Source organism: Streptomyces sp. NPDC014891 (assembly GCF_043081085.1).
In the GTDB taxonomy this organism is placed as follows: domain Bacteria; phylum Actinomycetota; class Actinomycetes; order Streptomycetales; family Streptomycetaceae; genus Streptomyces.
On record NZ_JBIBWF010000018.1, the window covers coordinates 70,972 to 95,684 of the forward strand.

A 24,713-nucleotide genomic window follows, 5' to 3' on the forward strand; every position below is an offset into this window, starting at 1 on the left:
GGGTTCAGGGGCGGGTGGCGCCGTAGTAGTCCCTCTGTGGCATGGCCGTGGTGAGTGACTTGAGCTCGACGTTTCGGCCGGTGCGGGGCGCGTGGACGACGTTGCCGTCGCCCGCGTAGATGGCGACGTGGTAGATGGCGCCGGAGCTTCCGTGGGACCAGAAGAGGAGGTCGCCGGGTTGGAGGTCGGTGCGGGCGACGGGGCGGTCGGAGGTGGCGCCGTACTGGGCGGCGGCGACGCGGGGCAGGTGGAGGTCGGGCCAGTAGGCGTTCTGCACCAGGCTGCTGCAATCGAAGCCGGCGGTGGAGGAGGCGGAGCACTGGCCGTTGAGGTAGCCGTTGGTGCCGTCGCAGAAGCCGGTGGAGGGGCCGCTGGGCGTGCCGCCGCCCCAGGAGTAGGGCGTGCCCATCCAGGCTGCCGCCCGGCGCAGAGCGTCGGGGCCGCTGCCGGTGCCGGAGACTTCAAGAGTGCTGGCGCCCTGGAAGCGGGGCAGGGAGGCGAGGATGACCTTGACGTAGTGGTAGGTCTCTCCTTCCGCCTGGCCCGGTCGGCGCGCGAACCAGATGGGCGGGACGCCGCGGAAGCGCTGGACTGCGCCCCATCCGGCGTTGTATCCGGCGAGGGCGAGCGCGCGGGGGTCGCCGCCGTAGCCGGAGCTCTTGGCCTGGCGGAGGAGCGAGCACATCATGCGGCCCTGAGCGGTGACCGCGTCGCCGACGTCCCACGGGGAGGCGACTCCGTTGCCGTCCGCGTCGCGTCCCCAGGTGGCCCATGTGGCGGGCATGAACTGGGCGGGGCCCTGGGCGCCGGCGTCGGAGACGGTCGAGCGCTGGGTGGAGAACTTGGACTCCTGGTGGAGCTGTGCGGCCAGGAGCGCGGGTGTCAGCTCCGGTTCCGGGCAGGCCTTGTCGGCCTTGAGGAGCCAGGGCCGGAACTCGGCTGGGACGTTGCGCAGGCCGCCGCCCTTGCCGGGATTGGTCGCTTCGGCGTCCTCCTCGGAGACGAGGAGTGCGACAGTGGCGAGCGCCGCCACCATGAGAAGGGCCAGGACGGCGGCTCCGGCCCCGATGAGTACTTTCACGTGCTACTGCCCCCCGTACTCGATTCTTTCTTCTTGGCGCCGGTAAACGGGTCCTGTGCCCTGGTGGCGCTGGATTGCGAGTGTGTATTTCGTACCGCGAGAGCCGAGTGGCCCAGAGAGCGGTCAGCCCCGTGGAAGGGTGCTCGGCGACGTATGGAGTTGACGAACTAATGGCCGTGGTGGTGTTTTTTCGTCTCCTCGTTTCGGCGGCCGGGCCCCCTTCGTTCATGCGTGGTAGCTGCTCCTGAGCGCGGCCGGTGCACGCCACCTGCGGCCGGACCCCCGAAGGAATATGCCTGAGGTTTGTCAGTGGATGAGGCTAGCCTCATGATCCGCCACCCGTGGATCGTGGCTGAAATCCTTATATCGGGGGGAGTTGGGGCGTGAGTACCTATCAGGTGCCGGCGGCACCGGCCTCGCATACTGCCGGTGCTCTGCGATACGCGCTGATTCCCGTACACGGAATCGGCATTGCGGTCGCGACGGTGGCCCGGATGCTCGACGGCGATGCCGACGGTGAACGCGCACGTGTCCTCAGCCCGGGCGAGACGATCCCCTACGGCGCCCAGCCGGTGCTGGTGGCGGAGACCACCCTGTACGGCGCGACGTGCGTGGAGCAGGTGCTGGCGCGCTGGGGATCGCTGCCGAGGCCGTGGCTGGTGTGGATCGCGGACGCCCCCGCGCGGCCGGTGGCGGATGCGCGCTACCTGGTGCGGGCCCTGGAGGGGCGGCTGGCGGGAGTGGCGAGAGTGCCGTACCTGCCGGTGCTGCGAGCGGTTAAAGGGCCTGATGAGGCCTTGGAGCACAAGGACGTCCTGTCCGCGGCGGAGAAGCTGCGGCGCACGATCGGAGGAAGCCGAGCATGAGCGCGACCAATGAACTGTTCCAGACGCTGGCGGCAGGGCCGCTCATCCCCGGGGGCACGCCGAAGCCGATCCCGGGTGTGGGTAGCACGGTGTCCGAGTTGATCGGCTACGGGCTGTGGCTGCTGATGCTCGCGGGTGTGGGTGGCGTGGGCTTCGGCGTCTACAAGCTGGCGGTGTCGGACAAGTCCCGCAACGCCGGCGGCAGTGAGCCTTTCAAGTGGATGGGCGGGGGCGTCGCAGCCCTTCTGTTGTCCGGGTCGCTGATCTCGATCCTCAACGGCATCGCGGCCTAGGGCAGAGGGGGCGGACATGTCACGCACGAGGGGGACGTGGAGCACGGCCGGAATCTGGCTCGGCGGCACCGCGCTGGTCGCGGTGCTCGCCTTGACGGGGCTCGCGGTCATGGGTGGAGACGGCGAGGCGCCGGACGCGCCGGCGAAGGGAGGCCCGAGTGCGAGTGCGCCTGCGACGCCTTCCTCGGGTGCTGAGCCTACGTACGACGCGCCGGACGACTGGACCGAGCCGGAGCGGTGGGTGGCCCTGCCCCGCGGCGCGCGCCAGGACGAGCACGGCAGTCCGGTCGGCTTCCCGCACACGACCGAGGGAGCGGCGGCGATGCTGGCGGCCACCAATACGACCTCGATCGAGGGGGAGACGTGGCAGTCCGACGAGCTGATGCGCGTGTTCCGCTCCTACTCGGGTGCTGAGGATCAGACCGAGCGGAATCGCGCGAAGGTCCAGAAGAGCGGGGAGAAGACGGACGCGCAGCTGGCGAGGGAGATGGGCGTGAGCCCGGGCAGCCCGCTTCCTGCCGGTGCGTATGTGCGGTCCACGGTGGTGGGGTACCAGGTCATCACCAGCTCGCCGGACGAAGTGGCTGTGTGGTCGCTGAGCCGCGTGGTGCAGAAGAAGGGGGAGCTGGAGAAGGAGCAGGGCAGCTACACCCGGACGCTGGTGGCTGCGCAGTGGCAGGACGGCGACTGGAAGATGACCGGGCCGGCGACGCTGCGCGCGTTGAAGGCGGTCGAGGGCAAGCCCAAGCCGAAGATGGTCGCCCCCGGCGACGCCGAGTACAACGCGGCCGGGTGGACGGCCATCCGGGAGGCGTCGTGATGCGCAGGCTTCCTGCGCTCCTGCTCGTCCTGGCCGCCCTGTTCGGGCTGTCGACGGCGCTGTCTCCGCCGGCCGTGGCCGACGGCGCGATCGGCAACGGTGTTGAGGTGATCTGCGAGGTCAGCACTGGCGGCACGATCGGCGGGATCCTCGTCGACGCCATCTCGGGCCAGGACATGTGCGACAAGGTCGGCGACGTGGTCGGCGCCAAGGTGCAGAAGGAATGGCAGGCGGTCAAGGACAGCATCCTGGGCGACGTCATCGAATCCGCCGCCGACCTGGTGAAGTGGGTCATCAAGAAGACCCTCACTGTCGCGTTGCAGGGGCCCTCCCTGGACCTGCAAGCCACAGGTCTTTTCGGTAAGGACGCCACGCTCCAGGGCATGCTGCTGTGGCTCGGGCTGGTGATCGCCGCCTTCGGGATGATGTGGCAGCTGGGCAAGATGGCGGTCACCGGCGACTTCAAGCACGCCCGGCGGGCGATGCTCGGGTGGGGCGAGAACATGGTGCTCTCCACCATGGGCGTCGGCATCTTCGTGCTGCTGCTGGAGCTGGGTGACGTGATCACCGACGGCCTGATCGAGGCGACGTTCGACGAGGACGGCGAGGCCTTCGAGCGGATCGTCTCCGTGCTCGTGCCCCTGGTTGCCAACCCGATCACCCTGCTGGCGATCGTGCTGTTCTTCCTCCTGGTCGGCTCTGTCCAGCTGATCCAGGTCTTCCTGAGGCAGAGCGCCATCCCGATCATCTGCCTGCTGCTGCCGATCGCGGGCGGCGGCCGGGTCGGTGGCGACACCACCCGGCAGTGGGCGCCCAAGCTGATCACCTCCGCACTCGTGATCATCACCTACAAGCCGATCCTCGCCATCATCATCTGCACCGGCTTTGCGGAGTTCGGGCACTCCAAGACGCTCACCGAGTGGCTGCGCGGCGCCGCCACCCTCGTCCTCGCGGTGATCGCCCCCGGCCCCCTGACGAAGATCTTCGCGCCGTTCGGGGCCGCAGTCGGCGGGGGCATGGCCTCCGGCGGCGCCATGGGCGGGCTCGCGGCCGCCGCCGGGATGATGAGCGGCGGCGGAGGCGGCGGAGGTGGCGGCGGTGGCGGTGGCGGCGGTGCCGCTTCGGGCGGCGGTGGCGGGTCTGACCCCGACGATCCGGACGACCCCGACAAGGACCCGGAAGGGCCGAACCAGAGCACTGCGGTGTCGCACTCGGCCCGTGTGGAGAAGAGCATGGGCCCGCAGGGCGGCGGCGAGGAGAGCACCCCGACACCCTCGATCCCCGGTCAGAGCACAGGCGGCGGGACCGAGGCACTCGGCCAGGCCGGCGTGGACGCGGCGACCACCGGCAGCCAGGTCGGCAGCGCCGCCGCCATGAGCGCCGCGGCGCCGGTCGCGGTGGGCCTCAAGGTCCTCGACGGCATCAATGACGGGATCCAGGGCGCGGCAGGCGAGATGGGCGGCGGGGAGAAGTGAGCACAGAGGTACCCAGGTCCCTGATGGTGGAGGGATTCCGCACACGCCGGTCCTTCGGCGTCGGCGGGCTGTCCAAGAGCGCCACGCTCGCGGCGGTCGGAGTCCTGACCTTCGACGGGCTGGTTGCCACACAGGCGCCGATGACGATGCTGGTCACCCTTCCGGTGACCGGCGCCGTCATCGGGCTTGCCGCGGCCCGGCGGCACGGCATGTCGGCCCTCTCCTACTACTGGGCCAAGGTGTCCTGGCGCCGTGCCAGCCGCTTCGAGGGCACCGCCTACCGTCGGCTCCTGCTCCCGCTCCCGTACGCGCTGGACCTGCCGGGAGTGGGGGCGTCGTCGACGCTGATTCAGGCGCACGACCCGACGAGCGGCCGGTCGGTCGGCATCGTCCACGACCGGGCGACCGACCGCATGACCGTCACCACGCTCCTGGCGCCCGGCGGCAGCCTCATGGCCCCGAACTCGACCGTGGCGGGCCGTCTGCGCAGCTGGTCGTCGGTGCTGGATGCGATGAGCACCGACGAGCAGGTCAAGGGTGCTTCGGTCACCATCCAGATCACCCCGGGCGCCGGCGAGGCGCTGGGCGACGATGTGGCGGCCCGCCGGGATCCCGGCGCGCCGCCCCTGGCGAAGAAGCTGATCGACGAGCTCGTGCGGACCACGCCGCACGCCACCGCCTCGGTGGCGCCGTGGATGTCGGTCACCGTCGACCCGAACGCGTCGGCCAACCCCCCGGTGGACCTGGCGGAGAAGGTAGCGGAGGCGTTGAAGGTCGTCGACAGTCTCGACCTGTCCGGCACCGGCACCGACATCGAGCGCCGGGCCACCGACGTCGACCTGCGCCGCCTGGTGCGCAGCGCGTACGACCCGGCCGTCTTCAACAGCCGCGACGCGGACTTCGAGGATCTGTCGTGGGGCGAGTGCGGGCCGCAGGCCGCCGACGACGGCTGGGAGGAGTACGCGCACGACGGCGGCGTCAGCATCTCCTGGGTGCTGCGGGAGATGCCGCGCCGTCCCATCTCCTACAGCGTGCTCCTGCCGCTGCTCGCGCCCGGACGGTTCCAGCGGCGCGTGACCCTCGCCTACCGGGTCCTGGACCCGCGCGAGGGCGAGGCGGTCCTGGAGCGTGAGATCAGCGCCGCACGCAACCGCGAGAAGGCGACGGCCGAGGTGAAGGGCCGGGCGAAGTGGTCCCAGCGGGCCGACTCCCAGCGCGCCGAGAACGCGGCCGCGCAGATGGCGGGCGGCTCCCAGGTCGTGTCCTGGACCCTGATGGTGACCGTGACGGCCCGCAGCACCGCGGCGCTGCCTGCCGCCCGCCAGGAGCTGGAGCGGGCCACCAAGGCGATGCGCGGTATCCGGATGCGCCCGGCCTACGGCGCGCAGGCCGCGGTCTTCGCAGCCGGACTGCCGCTCGGCTACAACCCTTTGGTGCGTGACTGATGGCCCGTAAGACGAAGCCGCAGCCGGTCACCACCCCCAAGCGCGTCACCACCACCTCCGAGCAGGGGCCGAGCCGCGAGGAGCGCAAGGAGGAGAAGCGGCTGCGCAGCCGGTTCGCCCCGCGGCTTGGCTGGGGCGGACGGTTCGGCGGCCGGGCCCCGGTGGAGGACACCGGCTCCGTCTACACCGGGCCGTCCTCCCAGGCCGGCGGGATCTACCCGTTCCTCCTCGGCAGCAGCCTCCCGCCGCGCGGCGTGCCGGTGGGCCGGGACGTCCTGACGGGTGAGCTGGTCTGCCTTGACCCGTCCGGCTGGACGGGCCGCTTGACCACCAACCCGGGTGTGTGGGTGATGTCCCAGCCGGGCGCGGGTAAGTCCGCGCTGGTCAAACGCGTCTGTCTCGTCTACTCGGCGCTCGGCCACATGATGTGCGTGCCGGGGGACGTGAAGGGCGAGTACTCCGAGATCGTGGCCGCCCTCGGCGGATCCGTGGTGAGGATCGGCGACGGCATCGGCCGGATCAACCCACTCGACTCAGGCCCGCTCAAGGGCCGGGTGAAGTCGCTGACCACCGAGCGGCGCCAGGCCCTCCTCGACGTCCTCAACGGACGCAGGCTGGAGACGCTGGTGGCGCTGCTGTCGACCAAGCACGGCCTTGGACGTACACCCGACGAGATCGAGCGCTCCGCGCTCGACACCGCCGTGCACGTCGCCTCCGAGGCCCACCGCGGCGGAGACGATCCGGTCGTCGCGGACGTCGTGGCCGTGCTGCGGGCCGCGCCGGAGGAGCTCCGGGGCAAGCTCGCCGCCGACGGCGAGCGCTACCAGGACCTGACGCGGTCAGTCATCGCCGGACTCGACAACCTGATCGGCGGCCCGCTGCGAGGGCTCTTCGACGGCCCCACCACCGTCCCCCTGGACATCAGCGCCCCTGCGGTCTCGGTGGACATCTCCGCGCTCCGCGCCCGCGGGAACGATGTGGTCAGCGCGGGGATGATCGCGACCTGGGCCTACACCTACAGCTCGATCGACTCCGCCCGCTCCATTGGCCTGATGGACCGCAAGCTGGTGCTGCCCATGGATGAGATGTGGCGCGCGCTGCGCTCGGGTCCGGGGCTGGTCGACGCCATGGACGCGATCAGCCGTCTCAACCGCACGACGGACGACGTCACCATCTACGTCACGCACTCCCTGCTGGACGTCGAGGCGCTGCCGACCGAGCAGGACCGGGCCAAGGCCCGGGGACTGATGGACCGCTGCGACACCTGGGTCATCGGCGCGTCCAGCGACGAGGAGCTGCGCCGCGTCACCGGCAAGCGGTCCCTGACCGAGCAGGAGCGCGCCATGATCGGCTCGTGGTCCTCGGCGACGACCACCGGCCTGGACATCGACCCGACCTCCTACGAGGACGACGAGGTCCCGCGCCCGGCCGAGGAGGAAGGCGCCCGGCACCCGGGCCGCGGCAAGTACCTGATCAAGATCGGGACGAGGCCGGGCATCGCCGCGTCCATGGAGCTGACCGCGACCGAGCAGCAGCTGTACCGCACCGACACCAATCAGCGCAGGGCGACAGGAGGCAGCGGCCGATGATGACGGAGAACGACCGGGCGTGGGCCGTCGGCGGCACGCTGCTCGGCGGCACGGTGGTCCTGGCCGCGTCCAGCTGGGCCGGTGCCGCCGCCGGCGCACTGGTGACCGGTGAGGACATCGCCCCGGCCTCCGCCGCGACCGTCTTCCGGATGGCCCGGGACTGGTCGGCGGTGTGGCCGCAGTCCTCGACCGCCTCCGGCATCGGGGCCGGGCTCGCCGACGTCGTGGTCGTCGCGTTCCTGGTGTGGGGCCTGCGGCTCGCGTTCCGCTGGTTCCGCAATCCCTCCAGCCTCGCGACGCTCTACCAGATGCGCGAGCTCACCCCGAAGCCGGCGGCCCGTACGGCCACCCGGCTGCGGGCCTCCCTCAAGGACACCAAGCCGAAGGAGATCCAGCCCCGCGACCGCGGCATCCTGCTCGGCAACCACATGCCCTCCGGGGTCGAGCTCCGCGGGTCGGACGAGGACACCTTCGTCGCCATCATGGCGCCCCGCGCGGGCAAGTCGACCGCCCTCGCGATCCCCGTCGCCGAGGAGGCGCCCGGCGCCCTGCTGATGACGTCGAACAAGTCGGACGTCTACGCGGCGACGATGGCCTCGCGCGCCCGGATCGGGCAGACCTTCCTCTTCGACACCCAGGGCGTCGCCCAGGCCGAGCGGACGATGTGGATCGACCTCATCACGCAGGCCGAGACGCTGGAGGGCGCCGAGCGGCTCGCCAGCCACTTCACCAACCAGATCACCTCGGAGCAGGCAGACCCCTTCTGGTCGCAGGCCGCCGCGGACCTGCTGACCGGCCTCTTCCGTGCCGCCTACTGGGACGGTGCGACCGTCCGCGAGGTCATGCGCTGGCTGGCCGACCCGCGGGAGAAGGCCCCGCTGAACGTTCTCTACGCGCACGAGCCGGTGCTCGCCGAACAGGTCGACTCGTCCATCAACATTGCCGAAGAGACGCAGTCGGGCATCTATCAGAATGCCCGAACGGCCATGAGCGCGCTGCGCGACGAGCGGGTCCTCGCGTGGGTGACCCCCGACAAAGACCTCCCGCGGTTCGACCCCGAGGCCTTCGCGACGAGCAAGGACACGCTCTACCTGCTGAGCAAGAAGGGCGGCCCGTCCAGCGCCCTGGTCGCCGCGATCGCCGACGCCGTTTTCACCGCCGGCGCGGAGGCGGGGGAGAGGCACGGCGGTCGCCTGCCCGAGCCCATGCGTGCCGTCCTCGACGAGGCCGCGAACATCTGCAAGATCGCGGACCTGCCCGACCTGTTCAGCCACCTCGGCTCGCGCGGCATCAACCCCTTCGTGATCCTCCAGTCCTACCGGCAGGGCGTGAAGAGCTGGGGTGAGATCGGCATGGACGCCATGTGGGGCGCGGCCACCAAGAAAATCATCGGTGTGGGGATCGACGACGCGAAGTTCGCCCAGGACATCTCCACGCTGACCGGCGCCCACTACGTCCAGCGCGGCTCGTACTCCAAGAGCAAAGACGGCGGCAGCCGCAGCTGGTCCGAGCAGCGCGAGCAGGTCCTCGACCCCGCCGAGATCCGAGCGATGAGGAAGGGCACCGCCCTGCTGATGTCGACCGGCATGCCCGTCGCCCAGATCGCCCTGCGGCCCTGGTACGAGGAGAAGGACCTCGCCTACATCGGGCCGCAGATGAAGAAGGAGGAGGCGGCCATCACCAAGCGGGCCGTCGCCGCCCACGAGGAGAGGAAGGCCGCCCGCCGTGACTGACGGCCCGGAGCCGGGACCCGACTTCGAGGTCCCCGTGGCGCTCTTCCAAGATGTTGAGGACCTCAAGGCCCAAGTCGCCGCCCTGTCCGCTCAGCTCGCAGCCTTTGCCGACGGCGGCTCCGGCGGGCGGGGCCAGGAGCCCGGGGGAGACGGTCCGGCGGCCGGCGAGGAACCCGAGGAGGACGCGGAGGACGAGTGGGCCTTCCCGCCCTTCATCCTCCTTCTGGACTCCCCGCAGTACGACGACGAGCTCCGCGGCCTGGTCGAGTGGGTCGAAGGCGTACTCGTCCCCGGCTACCTGGCCGAGCCCAGCTCCGACGCCCGCTGGTGCCCCGAATGGTTCGAGCACCCCGTGGCCGTCGCCCGCCTCCACGCGTGCTGGCTGGCCTGGCAGGAGCTCAGCGACCCCGCCACCTGCGGCTACACCGGACCTTCGGTGTGGCACCGCGACCACCTCGATCCCTGCCTGCGCGAGCTCCGGCCTTCCAGCGGCCCGTTCGCGGGCTGCACCAAGGGTGACCACCAAGTCGACCATCGCCTGCCCAGCATCGTGCCCAGCGCGTGGCGTCGGACTGGTAGCTGAGGGGGCTCGGCTGGGGGCTCGATGGGCGGATCTGTCGAGGCCTGTCAGTGATCGCTGGAACACTGGGAGTTACCGGCACTCGGCCGGGCTGAGGAGGCATACTCATGGACCTGAACCGCACCCCCGAGACCATCGCCTACGCCGCGGCGCAGGAGGTCCAAGCCCTTAACCACCTGACCTTCAACACCGACGTCTTCACCTACCCGGCCGAGGTGCAGAGCACTGCCTGCGGTCTAAACAAGCTACTGCTGAACCTGCCCCAGAGCCTCAGCCAGCTCATCGCCGGCCTCAACCACGTCGAGCAGATCCGCGAGCTGCGCACCCACGACGGATCCGACGTCGGCCAGGCTGTCGAGGGGGCCCGCGCGGACCTCGCGAACGCGGTGGCACACGCCCGGCTCGCTCAGCAGGCATTGCAGGCGGTCGTGGACGGCCTGGCTGTCGTGGGAGCCCGCTACGTCCCCGCGGACGATGAGGAGTTGTCCGACGTCTGACCCGGAGCCAGAACTGCCTCGTCTCTCGGTCTGCGAGCTGGCATGCTTCTGCCATGCCTAATCTGCTCATCAAGGACCTGCGGGCGATTGCCCTCGGTTTCTCAGGTGGCCTCCACGAATGGCCAAGCATTCCGTGTCCTACTTGCGGCCGGAGCGGCTTGACCCCCGTCGCCGACACCTTCGTCGAGGAAGAAGCTGAGCGAAGCAAGCGATGGCAGGTCGAATACAGCGGCGAATGGGAACCGGATTGGTTCTACGGCGGTTTTCACTGCGTCCTGCGTTGCAGCAAGGGGGGATGTGACCTTGTCAGGGTCGTGGGGAAGGCGGGTATGGATCATCTCCTCGACGATCAGGGTCGTTGGTATGGGGGATGGATCAACCTTCTCACCCCGTCGTTCTTCCATCCGGCGTTGCCTCTAGTGCAGCGCCGCGAAGGAATCCCTCGCTCGGTCCAGGACCGGATCGATGCGGCATCTGCGGTGTTGTGGGTTGACCCGAGCTCAGCCGCCAACCGGCTCCGGTCTGCCGTTGAGGCGCTGATGGACGATCAGGGGATCCCTCGAAGATGGTCCTCGGATAAGGGGCCCTATGATGTCAATCTTCACCGTAGAATCGAGAACTTCAAGGCGGCTAAAACGGCATACTCTGATGCCGCAGATGCTATTTTGGCGGTCAAGTGGATTGGCAACGTCGGCAGTCACGAAGATGCGCTCAAGATTTCTGACGTGCTTGACGGTGCGGAGATTCTAGATTTCGCCCTAGAAGAGATTTATGGCACCCGGGATGTTGTAAAGAAGTTGGCCGCAGAGATCACAGCCCGAAAGGGGGTTCCGGTCGGACTCATTTTCTCGCCAGTGAATTCTGTGGACGAGTCTATTGATTTGTTCGAATGGCCTTGATCTTGCTGAGGGTGGTCATCCCTAAGGGCTGTCCCGTAACTGGGGCTGCGGACAGGCGTCAGGCGCTCGGGTTCCTCCACAGGTGTCGCTCGTCCAGGGTCCCGAACCGCACCTCTCCGCGTGCAAGGTCGACCAGGATGGGCCAGCAGTCCAACAGCTGCTCTCTCGGCTCCCGCGAGGCGAGGTACTGCACAGAGTTGTAGGGCACGATCAGGAGCCCGTTGCTCACACGAACCCGCTCTGCGTCGATGGCGAGAGGCGGCTCATCATCGCGCTGGCTGTCCGCGAGAAACGCCACCGCGAGTTGCAGGGCCTCATTCTGTTCCATGATCCGTCTCCAGTCCGACGCCTCGAAGGAGAAACCCTAACCAGCCTGGGACGATCTTGGTGTGGCTGGTGTGATCACGGCGTCGGAGCCGTCCTGGATAGCCCCGTTCACCGGGTTGAGCCCGCGGCAGTTCGGGAAGCTGGTGACGGTGCTGCGGCGCGAGGGGGCGGACGCGGTCCGCAGGGGCCGGCCGTGGAGCCTTCCGCTGGAGGACCGGGCCCTGCTGGTCGCGGCCTACTGGCGCACGAACCTGACCATGCGCCAGCTCGCTCCGCTGTTCGGGGTGTCGAAGTCGGCGGCGGACCGGATCATCGACCATCTCGGGCCGATGCTCGCCCTCCAGCCCCGCAAGCGGTTCGCCAAGGATGCCGTGCTGATCGTGGACGGCACCCTGGTCCCCACCCGGGACCACACCATCGCCGAGCGGTCGAAGAACTACAGGTACTCCACCAACCACCAGGTCGTCATCGACGCCGACACCCGCCTGGTCGTTGTGGTCGGCCGGCCTCTGCCCGGGAACCGCAACGACTGCAAGGCGTGGGAGGAATCCGGCGCCAAGGCCGCCGTTGGCAACACCGTCACGATCGCCGACGGCGGCTATCCGGGCACCGGGCTGGTCATCCCGCACCGCCGGCGGCGCGGCCAGGCCGAACTGCCGGACTGGAAAGAGGACCACAACAAGTCCCACAAGCAGGTTCGGGCCCGTGTCGAGCACGTCTTCGCCCGCATGAAGACCTGGAAGATCCTCCGCGACTGCCGCCTCAAGGGCGACGGTGTCCACCACGCCATGCTCGGCATCGCCCGGATGCACAACCTCGCCCTCGCTGGATAGGCCAGCTGGCCGTAGTACGGCCTACTCTGCCTGAGGCGACCCAAAGATCATTTACGGGACAGCGCTTAGGTGGATGGGAAGCGGGCTGACTTGGTCGTTGAACCCACCTCCTGTGCGCCCCTGCACCCGGTGATCCCGGGGCAGGGGCGCAATGTGTCCCCGTGTCTGGATGTGGTTAGGGGGCGGGGGTGTAGTGGACGACGGTGGTCTCGCAGGCTTCGGCGTACACCACCAGCGCGTCCGCCTCGGCCTGGTCGACTGCGAGGCCCCAGCGGAGCTTCGTGGCAACCCACTCAGAGACATAGCGGCAGTTCGCGTCAGGCAGCGGCGGCATCCACTCGGCCGGGTCCTGGTCGCTCTTAGACCGGTTCGACCGCGCGGTCACCGCGACCAGAGAGGTGGCGGCGTCCTGGTCGTTCGCGTACGCCTCCCGGCGGGTCGCCGTCCAGGTGCTGGCGCCGGAGTTCCAGGCCTCGGCGAGGGGGACCATGTGGTCGATGTCGAGCTTGGCGGGGTCGTTGACCTCCTGGCCGTCGTAGTACGACTTCCACCGGCCGCCCGACAGCTTGCAGCCGCCCGTCACGGTCGGCGCCTCGACGGCCTCGGCGAGGAGGACTTCGCTGCGGGTGTTGCAGCCGTCTGCCGGGTCCAGGCCGCGGTTCCAGTGCTTGAAGCTCTCACGCTCGTACCCGGCACGGGACTCCTCAGCGAGGGGGAGTTGTTCGACGGCGTCGGCGAGGTTCAGGACCGCTGCGGACGCGTAGCCAGCTGGCGTTGCGGCGGCCGACGAGGGCAGAGCGAATGGCGAAAGGGCGAGGGAGAGCGCGGCGCAGCCTCGGAGCATGTTATTGATCACGAAGGGTGGACTACCGGCAACCGGCGGCGTTGACCAGTGGTTGCGCCCACGGCTCAGCCGCGCGGGTGAAGAGGTTCACCGAAGAAACGCTCCGCTGCGCAACCACACCGGACGTCCCGTTCGGCCCGACGGCTCGGAGCTGGCCGGGTTCCACAGATCTCCCCTCCGCGGCACGTAGGCGGTGGCAGACTGCGCGGATCGCGTGCCCAGTGGTGCAGATGGAGGGGGGCAGTAGTGCAGACAGGTGTGTGGGAGACGCTGCTTATCGCGGTGGTGACGGCAGTCGTCTCGGCGGTCGTCGCGGGGGTGGCGACCGGCGTTCTGGTGGTTCCGAGGATGGAGGCACGCAAACGCCGGATCGGAGAGATCCATCAGGCCCGGGACCGCTTCCTGGCGTCGATGCTCAGGAGCATGTCGGCCTCGGCACGGATGCGGGCGATGAACGAGCCGGACGCGGGCGACCCAAACTGTACCGATGTGGTGCGCGACCGGATCCGGGCGGAGCGGGTCCGCTGGATGAAGCAGATGGACGAGGCGACCGAGTGGATGGTCGACAACGTCGAGACCTACGCGCTCAGCTGGCCCGCCGCCGTTCTCCGCGAAATGGTCGCAACGTATGCGGCCCACGCCCGCGCGGTGATCATTTCGGAGCGCACCGACGCTCAGAAGGCCGAGTACCTTGCCCGGCTCACGGAGCCAGTGTGGGAGGTCTTCGGCTCCCGTGCCTGGCAGCGCGGTCCTCGCCTCTTGCCCCGGTCGATCCAGAAGCTCGACGGAGTTGTGGACTCACTTCGCGAGGAGGGACCGAACCGCGACGCACCGTCCCCCATTGCCGCCAGCCGCTGACTGCGGCCGGTGGGTGGCCGTTCACGCGTGATCACCGTCGTGCTCGGGCGCGTCGCGGACACGGCCGAGGCGGCCGACCTTCACTTCACGAAGAAGCCCTGGGCCCGGGTACTCATCCGGGGGCCAGGGCTTCTTCCTGTGGCTCAGGGCCCGACGAGCTTGTGCAGCGCGGGGGCGCTCACTCCAGCAGCCATCAGGCCGGCGAGCACGGCACCTGCGGTGTTCCCCGTGCTGAGGTGCGTCAGTCCTCCGACGATCAGGGCTATGAAGCCCGCCCCGACGAACACGAGGAAGGCGTGCCCCGTCAGCAGGGCGCCAGGGTCTTCACCCTGCTGCCCCTCGGCAGGGGGAGTCGTAGAAGGTCGCGACGAGGTACCGTCGTCTCCAGGTGTGGTCATTCATGCTCCATGAATTCGAGTTCTCCCAAGGGACACGAACCGAGCGCACCGCCCTGGTGAGCCCCCTGTTGCACCACGCCGTCCAAAGCTTCGGTGCCGCAGCGGGGCTCTCCGCGCGTCGCGATCAACTCGCTGTACGAGCATACGCAGAGGGTGCGGACAACCCCGGCCACCCGGGGCTCGGGTCACGGTCCTCGAAACGGCCCTCCACCAGGGCTATTTGAGCTAGAGAGTCGCCCGAACCTGCGCTCGAAGAATCAGCCCGATAGGTGAAGGAACTCCAGCTCAGATCCGCGGAGAACTTCTGTAGGTAGCGGCCCTCGCCTGTGCGTTCAGCCCTCGTCGACGAAGACGTTGCCGAGGTCCCGGCAGTACCCGTTCGTGCCGAAGATGCACTGGCACGCGGGGCCGGCCACCAGAGCGTTGAAGGAGCCCTGCGCTCTGTGCCGGTTGCGAATCGGGGCGGCCGACTGACGCCCTCTCTACTGCGGGCTTCCCCGAGATTGGCCCTCCGCCCCTGGGAAGCCCCTACCCTGGCGGGTATATCCCTGCTGAGGGGGCTCACATGCCTGATGACAACGTGCAGATGACGGTAGACAACGAGCTGTTGAAGGCGCGCCGCGAGCATCGCGGGCTCAGCCGCTCGGCGCTGGGCGGCCTGGTCGGTCGCAGCGAGGACTGGGTCAAGAAGGTCGAACGCGGGGACCGCACCGTTCGGTCGCTCGCAATGATCGTGCAGCTGGCCCGGGTGCTGGGCTGCCAGGACGTCAATGAGCTGACCCGCGCGGATGTCTCCGTGCCCGTGTACGACGGCGGCAAGGTCACCCATCCCGGCGTGACCGCGCTCCGCTCGGCGATCCACGCGCCGCTGTTCGCCGCGGCCGGCACGCCGGAGGACGTCGGGCATCTGGCCGGACGGGTACGGCAGGCGTGGGACGTCTGGCACCGCGCCCGCGACCAGCGCACCGCGGTCGCCTCGGTGCTGCCCAGCCTGATCGAGGCCGGGCACGCCACGGTGCGGGCCGCCGAGGGCGCCGAGAAGCGCCGGGCCTCGGTGGTCCTCTCCGAGACCTACGCCCTCGCCCAGCAGTACGTGGCCCACATCGTCGAGCCCGAGCTGTACTGGGTGATCGTCGACCGGGCCCGGATGGCCGCCGAACAGGCCGACGACCCGATTGCCCTCGCCTCGGCGGCCTGGATCATCGGCAATGGACTGAGGGTCTCCGGCTACACGGAGGAGGCCCTGCGGATGGTGGCCGACGCCGCCGACATCCTGCGCCCGCAGCTGGAGGGCGGAAGCGACCGACTCCGCGGCATGTTCGGCAGCCTCTGCCTGCACGCCGCGGTGACCGCCGCCCAGGATGGCCGCGACGGCGACGCGTGGCGCTGGCACAGCGAGGCTGACCGCACGGCCACCAACCTCGGCGCCCAGTACGCCCACCCGTGGACCATGTTCGGCACCGGCAACGTCGTCGTCCACGCCGTGACGATCGGCGCGGACCTTCGGACCCCCGGCATCGCGCTGCAACAGCTCACCGAGACCGACCCGAGCTCGATCCCCTCCGTCGAGCGGCGCTCGCGCCTGTTCCTGGACGCGGCCAAGGCCGAACATGTCCGCAAGGAGAAGGCCTCCGCCCTCCAGTACCTGCGCCTCGCCTACGAGACCTCCCCGGAGGCGGTGCGGTACGTGCCCTCCGGCCGGGCCCTCGCCGCAGACCTGGAGCGCACGTCCACCGGAGCCCTCGCCTTCACGGCCCATCAGCTCGCCGAGGACATCGGCGTCGCCGCCTGACCGTGCAGGGCATGCGCCGGCACCGGAGGGCTACCCGAGGAGCGGGTCGCCCTCCGGCTCGCTGAGCGGGGCCAGAGCCGTGTAGCACGCGGCGCACAGCGGCAGAGGGTCGGTGATGTCCGCGGTCCCGCACTCCTCCGTCGCGGGGCGGGCGACCACGCGCAACAGGCGACCGTGCTCGGCCGCCGCCACGCACGTCCCGGATCCGCCGTGGTACATGCGGCACACGCACCGGCAGCCGCCCGGCCGGTGCTGCTCCCAGGTGAACAGCCAACGCGTCACCAGGTAGATCACCGGGTGCTCAGGTCCGTCGGTCATGTGCAGGACGGTAGTGGCCCGCTACGGCACCCGAGACCGGATCTCCCGATCGCTACCCGGCAGGGGGGACAAACTGTCCCCCTGGACGTGGGGGGACAAGCCGTCCCCTGACAGGGCGTCATGTCGCCCTACGGTCGACACCATGGCACAGCTGGAGTACCGCGACGCGGACGAGCTCCCCGCCACCCTGCGCAAGAGGGTCTTCCGGGACCAGGACGAGCAGCGGTGGCGGGTGACGGCCCTGGTCATACGACGCGATCCCGTGTCCGACAAGGAGGTCAGCCGTACCGCGTTCCTGCGGCGGGCGGACTCCAGCGGCGGCCGCGAGTGGGAGATCGCCCTGGACACCCTGTACGAGACGGCGGAGGTAGACCGATGACCATGACGGCCAAGGAGCGCGCGGAGCGGACCGCTCGGGAGACGGGCGCGCTGCGCGCCGGCGAAGCCGCCGCGGCGGGCCTCAAGGAGGCGCTGGCGCGCGTGGGCATCGTCATCCCGAGCCTGAACGGAGGCTTCCCTGTGAATGGCACCGGCCGGGTCGAGCTGGGCGGCTGCAACGCGGGCGTGGCCACCCGGCTTGCCGAGGTCCTGAACGCCGCCGCCGACGCACTGCCCGAACTCCGGGCGACCAGCCGGTGAGCGCGGGCACCGTGGCTGATCCCCGCCCGCGCGTCGCGGCGACCGTACGCTGTGGGGACATCGTCCACCTGGACGACGGGACCGCCCGCACCGTCAAGGGCACCCCCTCCTCTGTCCCGGGACCCATAGGGGGCCTGATGCTCGTCATCCGCTTCACTGACGGCGGTTCCTACCGTGCTGCCGCCGGGGCCGAGCTCCGCGTCGAGCGGCCTACTTAGACCGCCTTGTGCCCTCCCCCCCCCGTGGGGCACAGGCGCCCAGAGCCCCTGCCGGGTCGGCCCGGCAGGGGCTCGCCCATGCGCCCCTCGCGTCAACTGCCGCAGGTGCAACTCACCCCAGAAAGTCACCTCTTAATGGTGAGTTCTCGATAGGATGGGGCCATGACCACAGAGGCCGCAGTCGACATCCCCGTCATCCCAGAGCCCGCGCCCACTCCGCCGCTGGAGATCGTGCCCGACGTGCCCGGAGTCGCTGTCTCCGAGATCGGCGTCGCCATCACCGCCGCCATGGTGGCAGCCTGGAACGCCATCCGCGCCCGACACCCCGACGTCCCCGAAGCCATCGTCACCATGGCCACTGGTGGCCGGGAGAGCGCCAGGAAGTACGCGCACTTCTCCCGCCGCCGCTGGCGGGCCGTCAAGGGCGACGCCACGCACCACGAGGTGTTCGTCACCGCCGAGTCGCTGCTGAGGGGCGCCGAGTCGACCCTGGAGACCCTGGTCCATGAGGCCGTGCACGGCGTGAACGTGACCCGCGAGATCGACGACTGTTCGGCCAGTCAGTACCACAACAAGCACTTCAAGGCGGCGGCCCTTGAGCTCGGCATGGTCTACACGCAGAGCGTCAGCGAGGGAGACAAGAAGAAGTACGGCTTCGCTTTCCCCGTGCTGGGGCCGGAGGCCAAGGAGGCGTACGCCGACCAGATCGCGGCCCTGGACGAGGCCATTCATGCCACCCGAGTCCCCGCCTACGCGTCCCTCGGCACCGGGGGCCGCGGCAAGGGCAGGACCACCACCGGCACGACAGGGCTCGACGACGCCGGCGAGGGTCAGGAGGAGGAGCCGCCGCCCCCGGCGAAGAAGGACCGCAACTACGTGAAAGCTACGTGCCAGTGTCCGGAGCCGGCGGTCATCCGGGTCTCGCCTACCGCCCTGACCAAGCGGAAGATCATGTGCGGTGACTGCATGCAAAGGTTCACCGTTCCGGAGTCCGGCGAGTAGGGGCGTCTGCTGAGCTACCCCGCCTGTGCCCAGCCCCCCGAGCCACGCCAGTCGAGTAGCCGGTATGTCTGGCCAGATAACCCGCGGGCTCCGGCTCCCCCTCTCGCGTAGGGGGAGCCGGAGCCCGCGTCGTTGTGCATGTGGAGCGGCTCGGTGGCTGTGGGTTCAGACCGCTCTGGCAGCATGCGAGTTCACCACGGCCCGGGCGGTCTTGGTCCGGACTAGCAGAGTTACCGGGTTCGCCCGCGGCCGTTCTCGGGTCCGTCCGGCCGGTGATGATGGGGCAGGGGCCGGGCACCGGAATCCTGTGCCGGACCGCTCTTCGGCTGGCCCGGCTTTCGGGTGGTGCTGCTGCGGGATCGCGCGGCGGCAGCGGAGGGTCGCGCCGGCGACGCGAGGCGCTGGACGTCAGCGGGCGCCAAGAGAGGGATGGCACTCCGCTCGATCCGGGCCAGCCGCTCAGGCCACTCGGGACCGAGCCCGCGCGTGGCTTCGCGCAGCCGCAGCTGGGTGTCGACGAAGTCCCTGCTCTCCGCAGCCGCGAGCGGGCGGACGCGTTCGGTCTCGACTCCAGCGCGCAGGGCTGGCGGAGCGGTCCACTGCCCGGAGCCGTCCAGGCTGTTGGCGTAGCGGGGCTTGTTCTCGCCGCGGCGGTAGACACCTGCCAGGTCGGCCAGGGCGCCCCGGTCGACACGGTCGGCGAGGTCGAGGATGCCGTCGAAGGACTCGTCGGCGTTGGCCTGGACGGTGAGGCGTCCCTGTCCCCGGTCGGCGAGTTGCTCCACGTACCGGTTCACGATGCCCTGGTCACTCAGGGCCTTCGCCACGCCCATGAACAGGCTTTCGATGCGCGCGCCTGACTGCCGGTAGGCCCGCATCTTGTCCTCCACGGCCTGCGCGTTCTGCGAGGTCTCCTGGATGATCGCGTGCAGGCCGTGGGCGCGTACGTACTCTTCCGCCTGCGCCATCCACGCCCGTCCGTCGGCCCGGGTGTAGGCGGCCATGAGGGTGTCGTCCTGCGCCATCAGGTCGTCGTAGGCGGGGTGGTAGGGCTTGTAGAGATCGCTGTCGATGTCGGCGAATCCGCCATGCCGGTTGAGAGCGGCGGCGACCATCTCGGTCACTCGGCTCTTGCCGGCGCCGGGCTGGCCGACGAGGAAGACCACGGTGGGCGTCGTCTGCGGCGAGCGTCCTTCCAGGAGGTCGGGGACGATCCGCTCGCGGAAGATCCGCTGGTTCTCCGCCTCCGGTAACCGGTGGCGCTCGACTTCGGCCGGGTCGATCACGCGGCACCTTCCCGGACGTCGCGGGCGAGCTGCGCGTAGCGCTGCCGGGCGGCGGCGATCTGGTCCCGGTCGCTGGAGCGCAGCTGCTCGCGCTCGCGGGCGAGCCGGGACTGTGCCGTGCGGGCGTCCAGGATGACCTGCTGGTCGGGGTGGGGCTTGGCCTCCTCGGTGGCGATGCGGGCGCTGTAGGCGCCGACCGCGCCGTTCACCGCCTCGATCGCCGCCTCGTACGCGGCCGTCTCCTCGTTGGACCAGTCGTACGGCTCCAACGCGTGCGTGATGGAGATTCCGTTGCCGGGTGTGGTCATGGGATGCCTCCTCGAAGGTGGTGGTGATCATTGTGGTAGACGGCCTGTGCCCGGGGACAGTTCTTTCTCAGGGGCAGGATGGGTGTTCATGAACCACCTGCTCCCCGGTGTTGATGTGTTGCGCGATGCCGCCCGGGCCAGGGGCGGGTGGCCCTGCCCGGGCCACCCGCTTGTGCAGGCAGGGTCGTCAGTCGGGGCGGCGGAGGTTCTTGCGGACCCGAGAGGGGCGCGGCCGGGTGCAGACCTTGCAGGTGATGTCGCGAGAGTCGTTGTTGGTGTCGCAGTCGCGGCACTTCCAGATGGCCATGGGGTCACCTGCCCATCGGGGCGCGCCGTGACGGCAGGACGGGGCGGCTGATGTGCCGGTGGTCGATCTGAACGTAGTGGTCGAGCACGGACAGCTCGGTGCCGAGCCGCTCGGCGATGGCGACCGACCGGTGCCGTCCGCCGTAGCCGTGCACGAAGACGTCGACCCGGTTGCATGTGGCGGCCAGGTTCTCGATCTCCCGCCGGTAGCGCAGGACGAGGTCGCGTGCGCCGGGGGTGTCCATGACGTACGCGGCGACATCCGGGTCGAGCCCGGTCCGCTGGGTGAGGACGGCGCGGACAGCCAGGTCGTCGGGCGGGTTGCGCAGCCCCGTGGTGTCGATGACGACGACGGTCGTGGAAGCTGCCTGAGGGGCGTCCTGGTGGCCGACGCCGTGGGAGGTGATGCGGATGAGGGCCATCAGTGCTCACCGCCCGCGGTGTACTCGATGTGCCACTGCCACGGCTCCCCGCTGGAGGCGGCGAGGGCTCCGGAGTTGGCCAGGAGCCGGGCCGTCGCCGAGGTGCCCGGCTTCACGCTGCGCAGGCGGGAGACCCGGAGCAGGGCGTCCGCGAGGGCCGACGCGGTGGCCGGCGGGAAGGCGGTTACCTTGTCGGTCACGGCCTGGTCCAGCTCGGTCAGAGCAGCCAGGGGCCCGGCGAGGGCAGAGAGCTGAGCGCTCGGGACAACGCTGCGGACATAGTCGGCTAGGGCGGTGACGAGCGGGATCGGGTAGCGGTCCTGGCCGAAGAAGTCGGCTCCGTGGCTGGTCACCAGGTGGCGGCTGCGGCGGGTTGCGCCGCCCGGGGTGGGCGTGGTCATGTCTGTGTGCCTCCGTGTTCGCGGTGGTGTGGGGCGTCACCCGGCTGTCCAGGCATGGGGTGACGCCCCGTACGTCGTGCTTGGTCTATGTGGCCAGATAATCTGTGCCGAGGGTGGCCTGCGCTGTGCGCTGGTTGTGTTGCGAGCTCAGCCCCATGGGAAGCTGTCTCGAGCGGAAGGGGAGTGGGATGACCGTCGAGCAGGACCGCCGGACCTCCGGGGGGCTCCTCGTTGGGGCCGGGGTGTGCGTGGCGCTTGCCGTCGCCTCCGACCTCTCGTTGTTCATGTTCGTGCCCGCCGGGCTGGTCTTCGGGGCCATGGCGGTCTACCGGCGGACTGCTGAGCGGCGCCCCTATGCCTACTGGGTCGGGTGGCTGACGGGCTCAGTCATCGGTCTTCTCCTGGCGTGGCCGGCGGGAGAGTCTGCGCGTCCTATCGTTCTGGCGCTGGCGGGCGCCGAGGCGGTTGTTGCCGTGGTGCTGTTCATGTTGTGGTTGTCCGGCCGGGCTCGCGACACCGGCGGCCGACAGCGGGGGTGAATGGCCGTTAGGACAGGTCTCGTGAGCCTCCCGAGCGTCATCGGTCGTCGTGGCGCTCGATCCCGCTCGGGACGTCGAGGGCGTCGGGTGCAGCCGAGGGCGGGGGTTGGCGGGCGCTCAGGTGCGCTGCCCATGCGGTAGCGCGGACACCAATGAGCAGGGCCAAGCCGACGAGGCCGAGCCAGACGAGGTAGGACTGCGCGGCGTCGAAGACGTCCATCCATTCCTCCGCCCGGTCCGGGCGCGGTGCGTCCATCGCCGGACTCACTCGGAGACCGCCGGCGGCGTCGCCACGGTGTCGCGGCGGGGGTCCCATCCGGTGCAGTGCGTCCGCTCCCGGCCGTCGCTCTCGTACCGGACGGTGATGTCCCAGACGGGCCAGACACCGAGCGGGCGCGGGCCGTGCTCGATCGCGAGGACCTCGTAGGTGCTCTCGGAGTCGCCGTGGTCGTACCGGCCGCCGACGACGCGGGGGCCGACCTGGGTGGCGATCCACTCCTCGTAGGTCATCTCGAAGCCCTCCTCGCGGTCGCCCAACGACTCGGCGGGCATCGTGCTGTCGCACCGCTCGCAGCGGCTGCGGGCGGAGGGGTGGACGGTGCCGCAGGCCGCGCAGGTCCACGACGGGCGCTGGCAGTCGTGACAGGCGTCGTACGACGGCGGGTTGTCGGCCCCGCACGTGCAGCCCCACGCCGTGCGGCTGCGCTTCGCCGCCGCGAGGTCGTTCTCGTAGGTACCCATGGATCTCCTTCTCGTGTGGGCCGGGAGAGTCCCGGCCCAAGGTTGATCAATGTGGCCAGATAAACCGTGCGTACGCCGCGGCGAGCAGGAGCTCCCGCGCCGGCGGGGCGGCCCTCCGGTCGCCGTAGATCCGGTGAGTGGTCTCTGCGTACGTCTCCGCCCGGTCCAGGCGCGGTGCGTCGGTCACCGGACTCATCCGGAGACCGGCCGCGGGTAGATCGGGATGTGGATCTCCCCGCCGCCGCAGTCGAAGTCGGCCCACTCCTGCTCGGGGGCGAGCATCCACCCGTTCTCTGTCGCGGCCCTCACCGTCTCCCGGACCGCCTCGGTCCTGCTGGGGTAGTCCCCGAGATTCACGGACGCGAGCGGCATCCCGAGGTCGGAGGTGCAGGTGTCCACCGACGCCCCCCACGTGTCGGAGTCGATGCGCAGGATCAGGAGGTGCGTGGCCTCCAGACCGGCGCGGGCGGCGAGGTCGAGGTAGAGGAGGTAGTCGGTCTGCATGACCAGGCTCTCGTACCCCGGGAAGTAGGCGCCGAGGTCCTCATGCGCCTTCTGGTCGCCCTCCTGCGCCTTGCGCAGTACGGCGACGGCATCCGCGATCCGCTCGGGGGCGAGGGCGTCGTCCCTGGACATGGTGGCTTCTCCCGCTGCGGGAACGGGCGGGCGCGGGACGTCGAGGTTCCAGTTGACCCACTGACCGTTCTCGACCGACCCGACCATCACGTTCGCGGGGCTGCCGGTGTCGCGCTGCGTGTCGGCGATCCAAGCCCGCGTCTCAGCGACAAGCAGGGGGTCCGTGAACTCGAACGGCTCGGCGGTGATGTCCTCCTCGCGGTTCCAGAGGGTGAGCATCTGGTCGAAGCGCTCGGCCGGGGTCGCCCAGTAGAAGGCGTGGCGCCGGTCCGGGGAGGTGATGACGATGAAGCGGATCTCGGGGAGCGCGGCGGCGGTCTTGGCGAGGACGTACGTGAAGCCCTCCTCGGCGAGTGTCTCCGGGGTGGCGTCCTGCGACAGGGAGTGCTGCCAGCGCAGGACATCGTCGGGGACCCGCCGCTCCGGCGCGCGCTGGGCGTTGCGCTCCAGGCAGGTGTCGAGGTCGGTGAGGAAGCGGAGGGCTGCGGTCTCGCGTCCGTGCCTCTGGGCCAGTTCCAGCAGTCCGGCGCGGACGTGCGGTTCCACGTTGGTGGAGTCGACCAGCACCGAGCGGCCGGCGGCCAGATGCTCGTCGAGGAGGGTGTTCTGGCGGGCCACGGCGGCCGGGGTCACCGTCTGGTCGCCCGGGTTGCCCCCGCTGATCTCGCGGCGCAGCTCGTCCAGGCACACCACTACGTCCACCGGGAAGTCGGCGGCCGCAGTGGACTTGCCCGACGCGGCGGGGCCGATGGCGACGTAGAGCGTGCCGGCAGGGATGGTGAGCGCGTTGTTCTCCATGGGTCCTTCCTCTACTTGCTGCTCTGGGGGATGAGCAGGCCGTTCGTCCGGTGCAGGAGGCGGTCGAGGTACTCATCGAGGTCGAAGTCCGGGCCGGTGCTGAGCTTCTTGGGAGTGCGGGTCCAGTCGTTCAGGTCGGCGATCTCGCGGACGCCGCGCAGTGCGTCGTCCTGGGTGGGGAAGGCCGCGAGGCCCCGGCCGGAGCAGTGGGACAGCCGCCAGGGGTTGGCGGCGCCGTCGCCGTCCTCCAGGAGGTCCGCGGGCATCTCGAAGACGTGGAGTCCGGGCACCGGCTCGACGCACTCGACGGTGCGGGAGTCGCCGGAGGTCAGGTGGATCTCGCAGTTCACCACCGGCAGGGCGTCGTCGTAGGGGTTGACCTCGGGGTGGGTGTACCGGATCGGCTTGCCCGTGGCCCGGGCGTAGTCGATCTCCGAGCGGGTGGAGTCACCGATGTAGTCGCCGACGATCAGGACCTCGTCGGCGAGCCGGATCTTCGCTCGGTGCAGGTCGTCGAGGCGGGCCTTGAGCGCCTTCGCCTCGGCCGGATCGGCCCACAGGGGATTCGGCTGCTGCATGTCGAAGCCCGGACGGACGACGGCCCGGACGGCGACGGTCTCCCGGAAGTCCGCCTCGGCCATCTCCCCCATGAACCGGGTGGAGCCGCAGATGACGACGACGATCGGCAGGCCGAGGTCTCGCTTCGCGGAGACGAGGCGCTGTTCGGGAGTGAGTAACTGGGAGTCGGGCATCAGCGCTTCTCCTCGCT

General features: G+C 69.9%; 29 protein-coding genes and 1 pseudogene. 17 read left to right on the plus strand and 13 right to left on the minus strand.

Annotation, left to right across the window (positions count from 1 at the left end; all coding sequences use genetic code 11):
* Window positions 1-4 precede the first annotated feature (4 nt).
* Window positions 5-1,081, minus strand: a complete 1,077-nt coding sequence (locus ACF09E_RS34815) for an NlpC/P60 family protein (protein WP_392210212.1) — start codon at window positions 1,079-1,081, stop codon at window positions 5-7.
* Window positions 1,082-1,464: 383 nt separating this feature from the next.
* Here ACF09E_RS34815 and ACF09E_RS34820 point away from each other — a divergent pair, with 383 nt between their 5' ends.
* The 10 genes from ACF09E_RS34820 to ACF09E_RS34865 all read left to right on the plus strand — a co-directional run bounded on the left by ACF09E_RS34820 (window position 1,465) and on the right by ACF09E_RS34865 (window position 11,278).
* Complete coding sequence (locus ACF09E_RS34820; RefSeq protein ID WP_392210214.1) at window positions 1,465-1,947, plus strand: hypothetical protein; 483 nt, start codon at window positions 1,465-1,467, stop codon at window positions 1,945-1,947.
* Complete coding sequence (locus ACF09E_RS34825) at window positions 1,944-2,240, plus strand: hypothetical protein (protein ID WP_392210216.1); 297 nt, start codon at window positions 1,944-1,946, stop codon at window positions 2,238-2,240. Before ACF09E_RS34820 ends, ACF09E_RS34825 begins: the two co-directional genes overlap by 4 nt.
* A gap of 16 nt (window positions 2,241-2,256) precedes the next feature.
* Entirely contained in the window at window positions 2,257-3,060 is an 804-nt protein-coding gene (locus ACF09E_RS34830; RefSeq protein WP_392210217.1) for a hypothetical protein, read from the plus strand.
* Entirely contained in the window at window positions 3,057-4,535 is a 1,479-nt protein-coding gene (locus ACF09E_RS34835; protein WP_392210219.1) for a hypothetical protein, read from the plus strand. The genes ACF09E_RS34830 and ACF09E_RS34835 overlap by 4 nt, the downstream gene beginning before the upstream one ends.
* Window positions 4,532-5,980, plus strand: a complete 1,449-nt coding sequence (locus ACF09E_RS34840) for an SCO6880 family protein (protein ID WP_392210221.1) — start codon at window positions 4,532-4,534, stop codon at window positions 5,978-5,980. The genes ACF09E_RS34835 and ACF09E_RS34840 overlap by 4 nt, the downstream gene beginning before the upstream one ends.
* Complete coding sequence (locus ACF09E_RS34845; protein ID WP_392210223.1) at window positions 5,980-7,569, plus strand: ATP-binding protein; 1,590 nt, start codon at window positions 5,980-5,982, stop codon at window positions 7,567-7,569. Before ACF09E_RS34840 ends, ACF09E_RS34845 begins: the two co-directional genes overlap by 1 nt.
* Window positions 7,566-9,302 (plus strand): type IV secretory system conjugative DNA transfer family protein, encoded by a 1,737-nt coding sequence (locus ACF09E_RS34850; RefSeq protein WP_392210225.1) that lies wholly within the window; start codon window positions 7,566-7,568, stop codon window positions 9,300-9,302. Before ACF09E_RS34845 ends, ACF09E_RS34850 begins: the two co-directional genes overlap by 4 nt.
* Complete coding sequence (locus ACF09E_RS34855; protein ID WP_392210227.1) at window positions 9,295-9,885, plus strand: DUF4913 domain-containing protein; 591 nt, start codon at window positions 9,295-9,297, stop codon at window positions 9,883-9,885. The genes ACF09E_RS34850 and ACF09E_RS34855 overlap by 8 nt, the downstream gene beginning before the upstream one ends.
* 104 nt (window positions 9,886-9,989) lie before the next feature.
* Window positions 9,990-10,379: a hypothetical protein gene (locus tag ACF09E_RS34860; RefSeq protein WP_392210229.1), complete on the plus strand. Its 390-nt coding sequence runs from the start codon at window positions 9,990-9,992 to the stop codon at window positions 10,377-10,379.
* Between the two features lie 53 nt (window positions 10,380-10,432).
* Complete coding sequence (locus ACF09E_RS34865) at window positions 10,433-11,278, plus strand: DUF4145 domain-containing protein (RefSeq protein WP_392210231.1); 846 nt, start codon at window positions 10,433-10,435, stop codon at window positions 11,276-11,278.
* A 58-nt stretch (window positions 11,279-11,336) separates the two neighbouring features.
* On the opposite strand, the gene ACF09E_RS34870 is transcribed toward ACF09E_RS34865, so the two are convergent.
* Window positions 11,337-11,606, minus strand: coding sequence for a hypothetical protein (locus ACF09E_RS34870; RefSeq protein ID WP_392210233.1), 270 nt, complete (start codon window positions 11,604-11,606; stop codon window positions 11,337-11,339).
* A 61-nt stretch (window positions 11,607-11,667) separates the two neighbouring features.
* Between ACF09E_RS34870 and ACF09E_RS34875 the strand changes: the two genes are divergently transcribed.
* Window positions 11,668-12,438 carry a transposase gene (locus ACF09E_RS34875; RefSeq protein ID WP_392210235.1) on the plus strand — a complete coding sequence of 257 codons (771 nt, stop codon included), beginning with the start codon at window positions 11,668-11,670 and terminating at the stop codon, window positions 12,436-12,438.
* 175 nt (window positions 12,439-12,613) lie between these two features.
* On the opposite strand, the gene ACF09E_RS34880 is transcribed toward ACF09E_RS34875, so the two are convergent.
* Window positions 12,614-13,294: an HNH endonuclease family protein gene (locus tag ACF09E_RS34880; protein ID WP_392210237.1), complete on the minus strand. Its 681-nt coding sequence runs from the start codon at window positions 13,292-13,294 to the stop codon at window positions 12,614-12,616.
* Between the two features lie 234 nt (window positions 13,295-13,528).
* Here ACF09E_RS34880 and ACF09E_RS34885 point away from each other — a divergent pair, with 234 nt between their 5' ends.
* The gene (locus ACF09E_RS34885) at window positions 13,529-14,140 is read left to right on the plus strand and encodes a hypothetical protein (RefSeq protein ID WP_392210238.1); all 612 of its coding nucleotides are present in this window, start codon (window positions 13,529-13,531) and stop codon (window positions 14,138-14,140) included.
* A gap of 143 nt (window positions 14,141-14,283) precedes the next feature.
* Here ACF09E_RS34885 and ACF09E_RS34890 read toward each other — a convergent pair whose 3' ends face one another.
* Window positions 14,284-14,538 carry a hypothetical protein gene (locus tag ACF09E_RS34890; protein WP_392210240.1) on the minus strand — a complete coding sequence of 85 codons (255 nt, stop codon included), beginning with the start codon at window positions 14,536-14,538 and terminating at the stop codon, window positions 14,284-14,286.
* 565 nt (window positions 14,539-15,103) lie between these two features.
* Between ACF09E_RS34890 and ACF09E_RS34895 the strand changes: the two genes are divergently transcribed.
* Window positions 15,104-16,330 (plus strand): multiprotein-bridging factor 1 family protein, encoded by a 1,227-nt coding sequence (locus ACF09E_RS34895; RefSeq protein WP_392210242.1) that lies wholly within the window; start codon window positions 15,104-15,106, stop codon window positions 16,328-16,330.
* 30 nt (window positions 16,331-16,360) lie between these two features.
* On the opposite strand, the gene ACF09E_RS34900 is transcribed toward ACF09E_RS34895, so the two are convergent.
* Window positions 16,361-16,648 (minus strand): DUF6372 family protein, encoded by a 288-nt coding sequence (locus ACF09E_RS34900; protein ID WP_392210244.1) that lies wholly within the window; start codon window positions 16,646-16,648, stop codon window positions 16,361-16,363.
* Window positions 16,649-16,790: 142 nt separating this feature from the next.
* Between ACF09E_RS34900 and ACF09E_RS34905 the strand changes: the two genes are divergently transcribed.
* The 3 genes from ACF09E_RS34905 to ACF09E_RS34915 all read left to right on the plus strand — a co-directional run bounded on the left by ACF09E_RS34905 (window position 16,791) and on the right by ACF09E_RS34915 (window position 18,507).
* Window positions 16,791-17,027 (plus strand): hypothetical protein, encoded by a 237-nt coding sequence (locus tag ACF09E_RS34905; RefSeq protein WP_392210245.1) that lies wholly within the window; start codon window positions 16,791-16,793, stop codon window positions 17,025-17,027.
* On the plus strand, window positions 17,024-17,287 hold the full coding sequence (locus ACF09E_RS34910; RefSeq protein WP_392210247.1) for a hypothetical protein: 264 nt from the start codon (window positions 17,024-17,026) through the stop codon (window positions 17,285-17,287). Before ACF09E_RS34905 ends, ACF09E_RS34910 begins: the two co-directional genes overlap by 4 nt.
* Before the next feature lie 380 nt (window positions 17,288-17,667).
* Window positions 17,668-18,507: a hypothetical protein gene (locus tag ACF09E_RS34915; RefSeq protein ID WP_392210249.1), complete on the plus strand. Its 840-nt coding sequence runs from the start codon at window positions 17,668-17,670 to the stop codon at window positions 18,505-18,507.
* A gap of 230 nt (window positions 18,508-18,737) precedes the next feature.
* Here the strand turns inward: ACF09E_RS34915 and ACF09E_RS34920 are convergent, their stop codons facing one another.
* From ACF09E_RS34920 to ACF09E_RS34935, 4 genes are all read right to left on the minus strand, one after another.
* On the minus strand, window positions 18,738-19,793 hold the full coding sequence (locus ACF09E_RS34920; protein WP_392210251.1) for a zeta toxin family protein: 1,056 nt from the start codon (window positions 19,791-19,793) through the stop codon (window positions 18,738-18,740).
* Window positions 19,790-20,101 carry a hypothetical protein gene (locus ACF09E_RS34925; RefSeq protein WP_392210252.1) on the minus strand — a complete coding sequence of 104 codons (312 nt, stop codon included), beginning with the start codon at window positions 20,099-20,101 and terminating at the stop codon, window positions 19,790-19,792. Before ACF09E_RS34925 ends, ACF09E_RS34920 begins: the two co-directional genes overlap by 4 nt.
* 311 nt (window positions 20,102-20,412) lie before the next feature.
* Window positions 20,413-20,829, minus strand: coding sequence for a hypothetical protein (locus ACF09E_RS34930; protein ID WP_392210254.1), 417 nt, complete (start codon window positions 20,827-20,829; stop codon window positions 20,413-20,415).
* On the minus strand, window positions 20,829-21,230 hold the full coding sequence (locus ACF09E_RS34935; protein WP_392210256.1) for a hypothetical protein: 402 nt from the start codon (window positions 21,228-21,230) through the stop codon (window positions 20,829-20,831). Before ACF09E_RS34935 ends, ACF09E_RS34930 begins: the two co-directional genes overlap by 1 nt.
* Before the next feature lie 188 nt (window positions 21,231-21,418).
* Here ACF09E_RS34935 and ACF09E_RS34940 point away from each other — a divergent pair, with 188 nt between their 5' ends.
* Window positions 21,419-21,769: a hypothetical protein gene (locus ACF09E_RS34940; protein ID WP_392210258.1), complete on the plus strand. Its 351-nt coding sequence runs from the start codon at window positions 21,419-21,421 to the stop codon at window positions 21,767-21,769.
* A 37-nt stretch (window positions 21,770-21,806) separates the two neighbouring features.
* On the opposite strand, the gene ACF09E_RS34945 is transcribed toward ACF09E_RS34940, so the two are convergent.
* The 4 genes and pseudogenes from ACF09E_RS34945 to ACF09E_RS34960 all read right to left on the minus strand — a co-directional run.
* Window positions 21,807-21,989, minus strand: a complete 183-nt coding sequence (locus tag ACF09E_RS34945) for a hypothetical protein (protein ID WP_392210260.1) — start codon at window positions 21,987-21,989, stop codon at window positions 21,807-21,809.
* Between the two features lie 44 nt (window positions 21,990-22,033).
* Window positions 22,034-22,510: a hypothetical protein gene (locus tag ACF09E_RS34950; RefSeq protein ID WP_392210262.1), complete on the minus strand. Its 477-nt coding sequence runs from the start codon at window positions 22,508-22,510 to the stop codon at window positions 22,034-22,036.
* A gap of 192 nt (window positions 22,511-22,702) precedes the next feature.
* Window positions 22,703-23,944: an AAA family ATPase gene (locus tag ACF09E_RS34955; protein WP_392210264.1), complete on the minus strand. Its 1,242-nt coding sequence runs from the start codon at window positions 23,942-23,944 to the stop codon at window positions 22,703-22,705.
* Between the two features lie 371 nt (window positions 23,945-24,315).
* Window positions 24,316-24,696 (minus strand): annotated as a pseudogene (locus tag ACF09E_RS34960) (hypothetical protein); the annotation flags it as partial.
* Between the last annotated feature and the right edge of the window lie 17 nt (window positions 24,697-24,713).

Coding starts and splice junctions, on each gene's coding strand:
- ACF09E_RS34825 (WP_392210216.1), top strand. CDS start 1,944: ATGAGCGCGACCAATGAACTGTTCCAGACGCTGGCGGCAGGGCCGCTC.
- ACF09E_RS34830 (WP_392210217.1), top strand. CDS start 2,257: ATGTCACGCACGAGGGGGACGTGGAGCACGGCCGGAATCTGGCTCGGC.
- ACF09E_RS34845 (WP_392210223.1), top strand. CDS start 5,980: ATGGCCCGTAAGACGAAGCCGCAGCCGGTCACCACCCCCAAGCGCGTC.
- ACF09E_RS34850 (WP_392210225.1), top strand. CDS start 7,566: ATGATGACGGAGAACGACCGGGCGTGGGCCGTCGGCGGCACGCTGCTC.
- ACF09E_RS34860 (WP_392210229.1), top strand. CDS start 9,990: ATGGACCTGAACCGCACCCCCGAGACCATCGCCTACGCCGCGGCGCAG.
- ACF09E_RS34865 (WP_392210231.1), top strand. CDS start 10,433: ATGCCTAATCTGCTCATCAAGGACCTGCGGGCGATTGCCCTCGGTTTC.
- ACF09E_RS34870 (WP_392210233.1), bottom strand. CDS start 11,606: ATGGAACAGAATGAGGCCCTGCAACTCGCGGTGGCGTTTCTCGCGGAC.
- ACF09E_RS34890 (WP_392210240.1), bottom strand. CDS start 14,538: ATGACCACACCTGGAGACGACGGTACCTCGTCGCGACCTTCTACGACT.
- ACF09E_RS34895 (WP_392210242.1), top strand. CDS start 15,104: ATGCCTGATGACAACGTGCAGATGACGGTAGACAACGAGCTGTTGAAG.
- ACF09E_RS34900 (WP_392210244.1), bottom strand. CDS start 16,648: ATGACCGACGGACCTGAGCACCCGGTGATCTACCTGGTGACGCGTTGG.
- ACF09E_RS34905 (WP_392210245.1), top strand. CDS start 16,791: ATGGCACAGCTGGAGTACCGCGACGCGGACGAGCTCCCCGCCACCCTG.
- ACF09E_RS34910 (WP_392210247.1), top strand. CDS start 17,024: ATGACCATGACGGCCAAGGAGCGCGCGGAGCGGACCGCTCGGGAGACG.
- ACF09E_RS34915 (WP_392210249.1), top strand. CDS start 17,668: ATGACCACAGAGGCCGCAGTCGACATCCCCGTCATCCCAGAGCCCGCG.
- ACF09E_RS34925 (WP_392210252.1), bottom strand. CDS start 20,101: ATGACCACACCCGGCAACGGAATCTCCATCACGCACGCGTTGGAGCCG.
- ACF09E_RS34930 (WP_392210254.1), bottom strand. CDS start 20,829: ATGGCCCTCATCCGCATCACCTCCCACGGCGTCGGCCACCAGGACGCC.
- ACF09E_RS34935 (WP_392210256.1), bottom strand. CDS start 21,230: ATGACCACGCCCACCCCGGGCGGCGCAACCCGCCGCAGCCGCCACCTG.
- ACF09E_RS34940 (WP_392210258.1), top strand. CDS start 21,419: ATGACCGTCGAGCAGGACCGCCGGACCTCCGGGGGGCTCCTCGTTGGG.
- ACF09E_RS34945 (WP_392210260.1), bottom strand. CDS start 21,989: ATGGACGTCTTCGACGCCGCGCAGTCCTACCTCGTCTGGCTCGGCCTC.
- ACF09E_RS34950 (WP_392210262.1), bottom strand. CDS start 22,510: ATGGGTACCTACGAGAACGACCTCGCGGCGGCGAAGCGCAGCCGCACG.
- ACF09E_RS34955 (WP_392210264.1), bottom strand. CDS start 23,944: ATGGAGAACAACGCGCTCACCATCCCTGCCGGCACGCTCTACGTCGCC.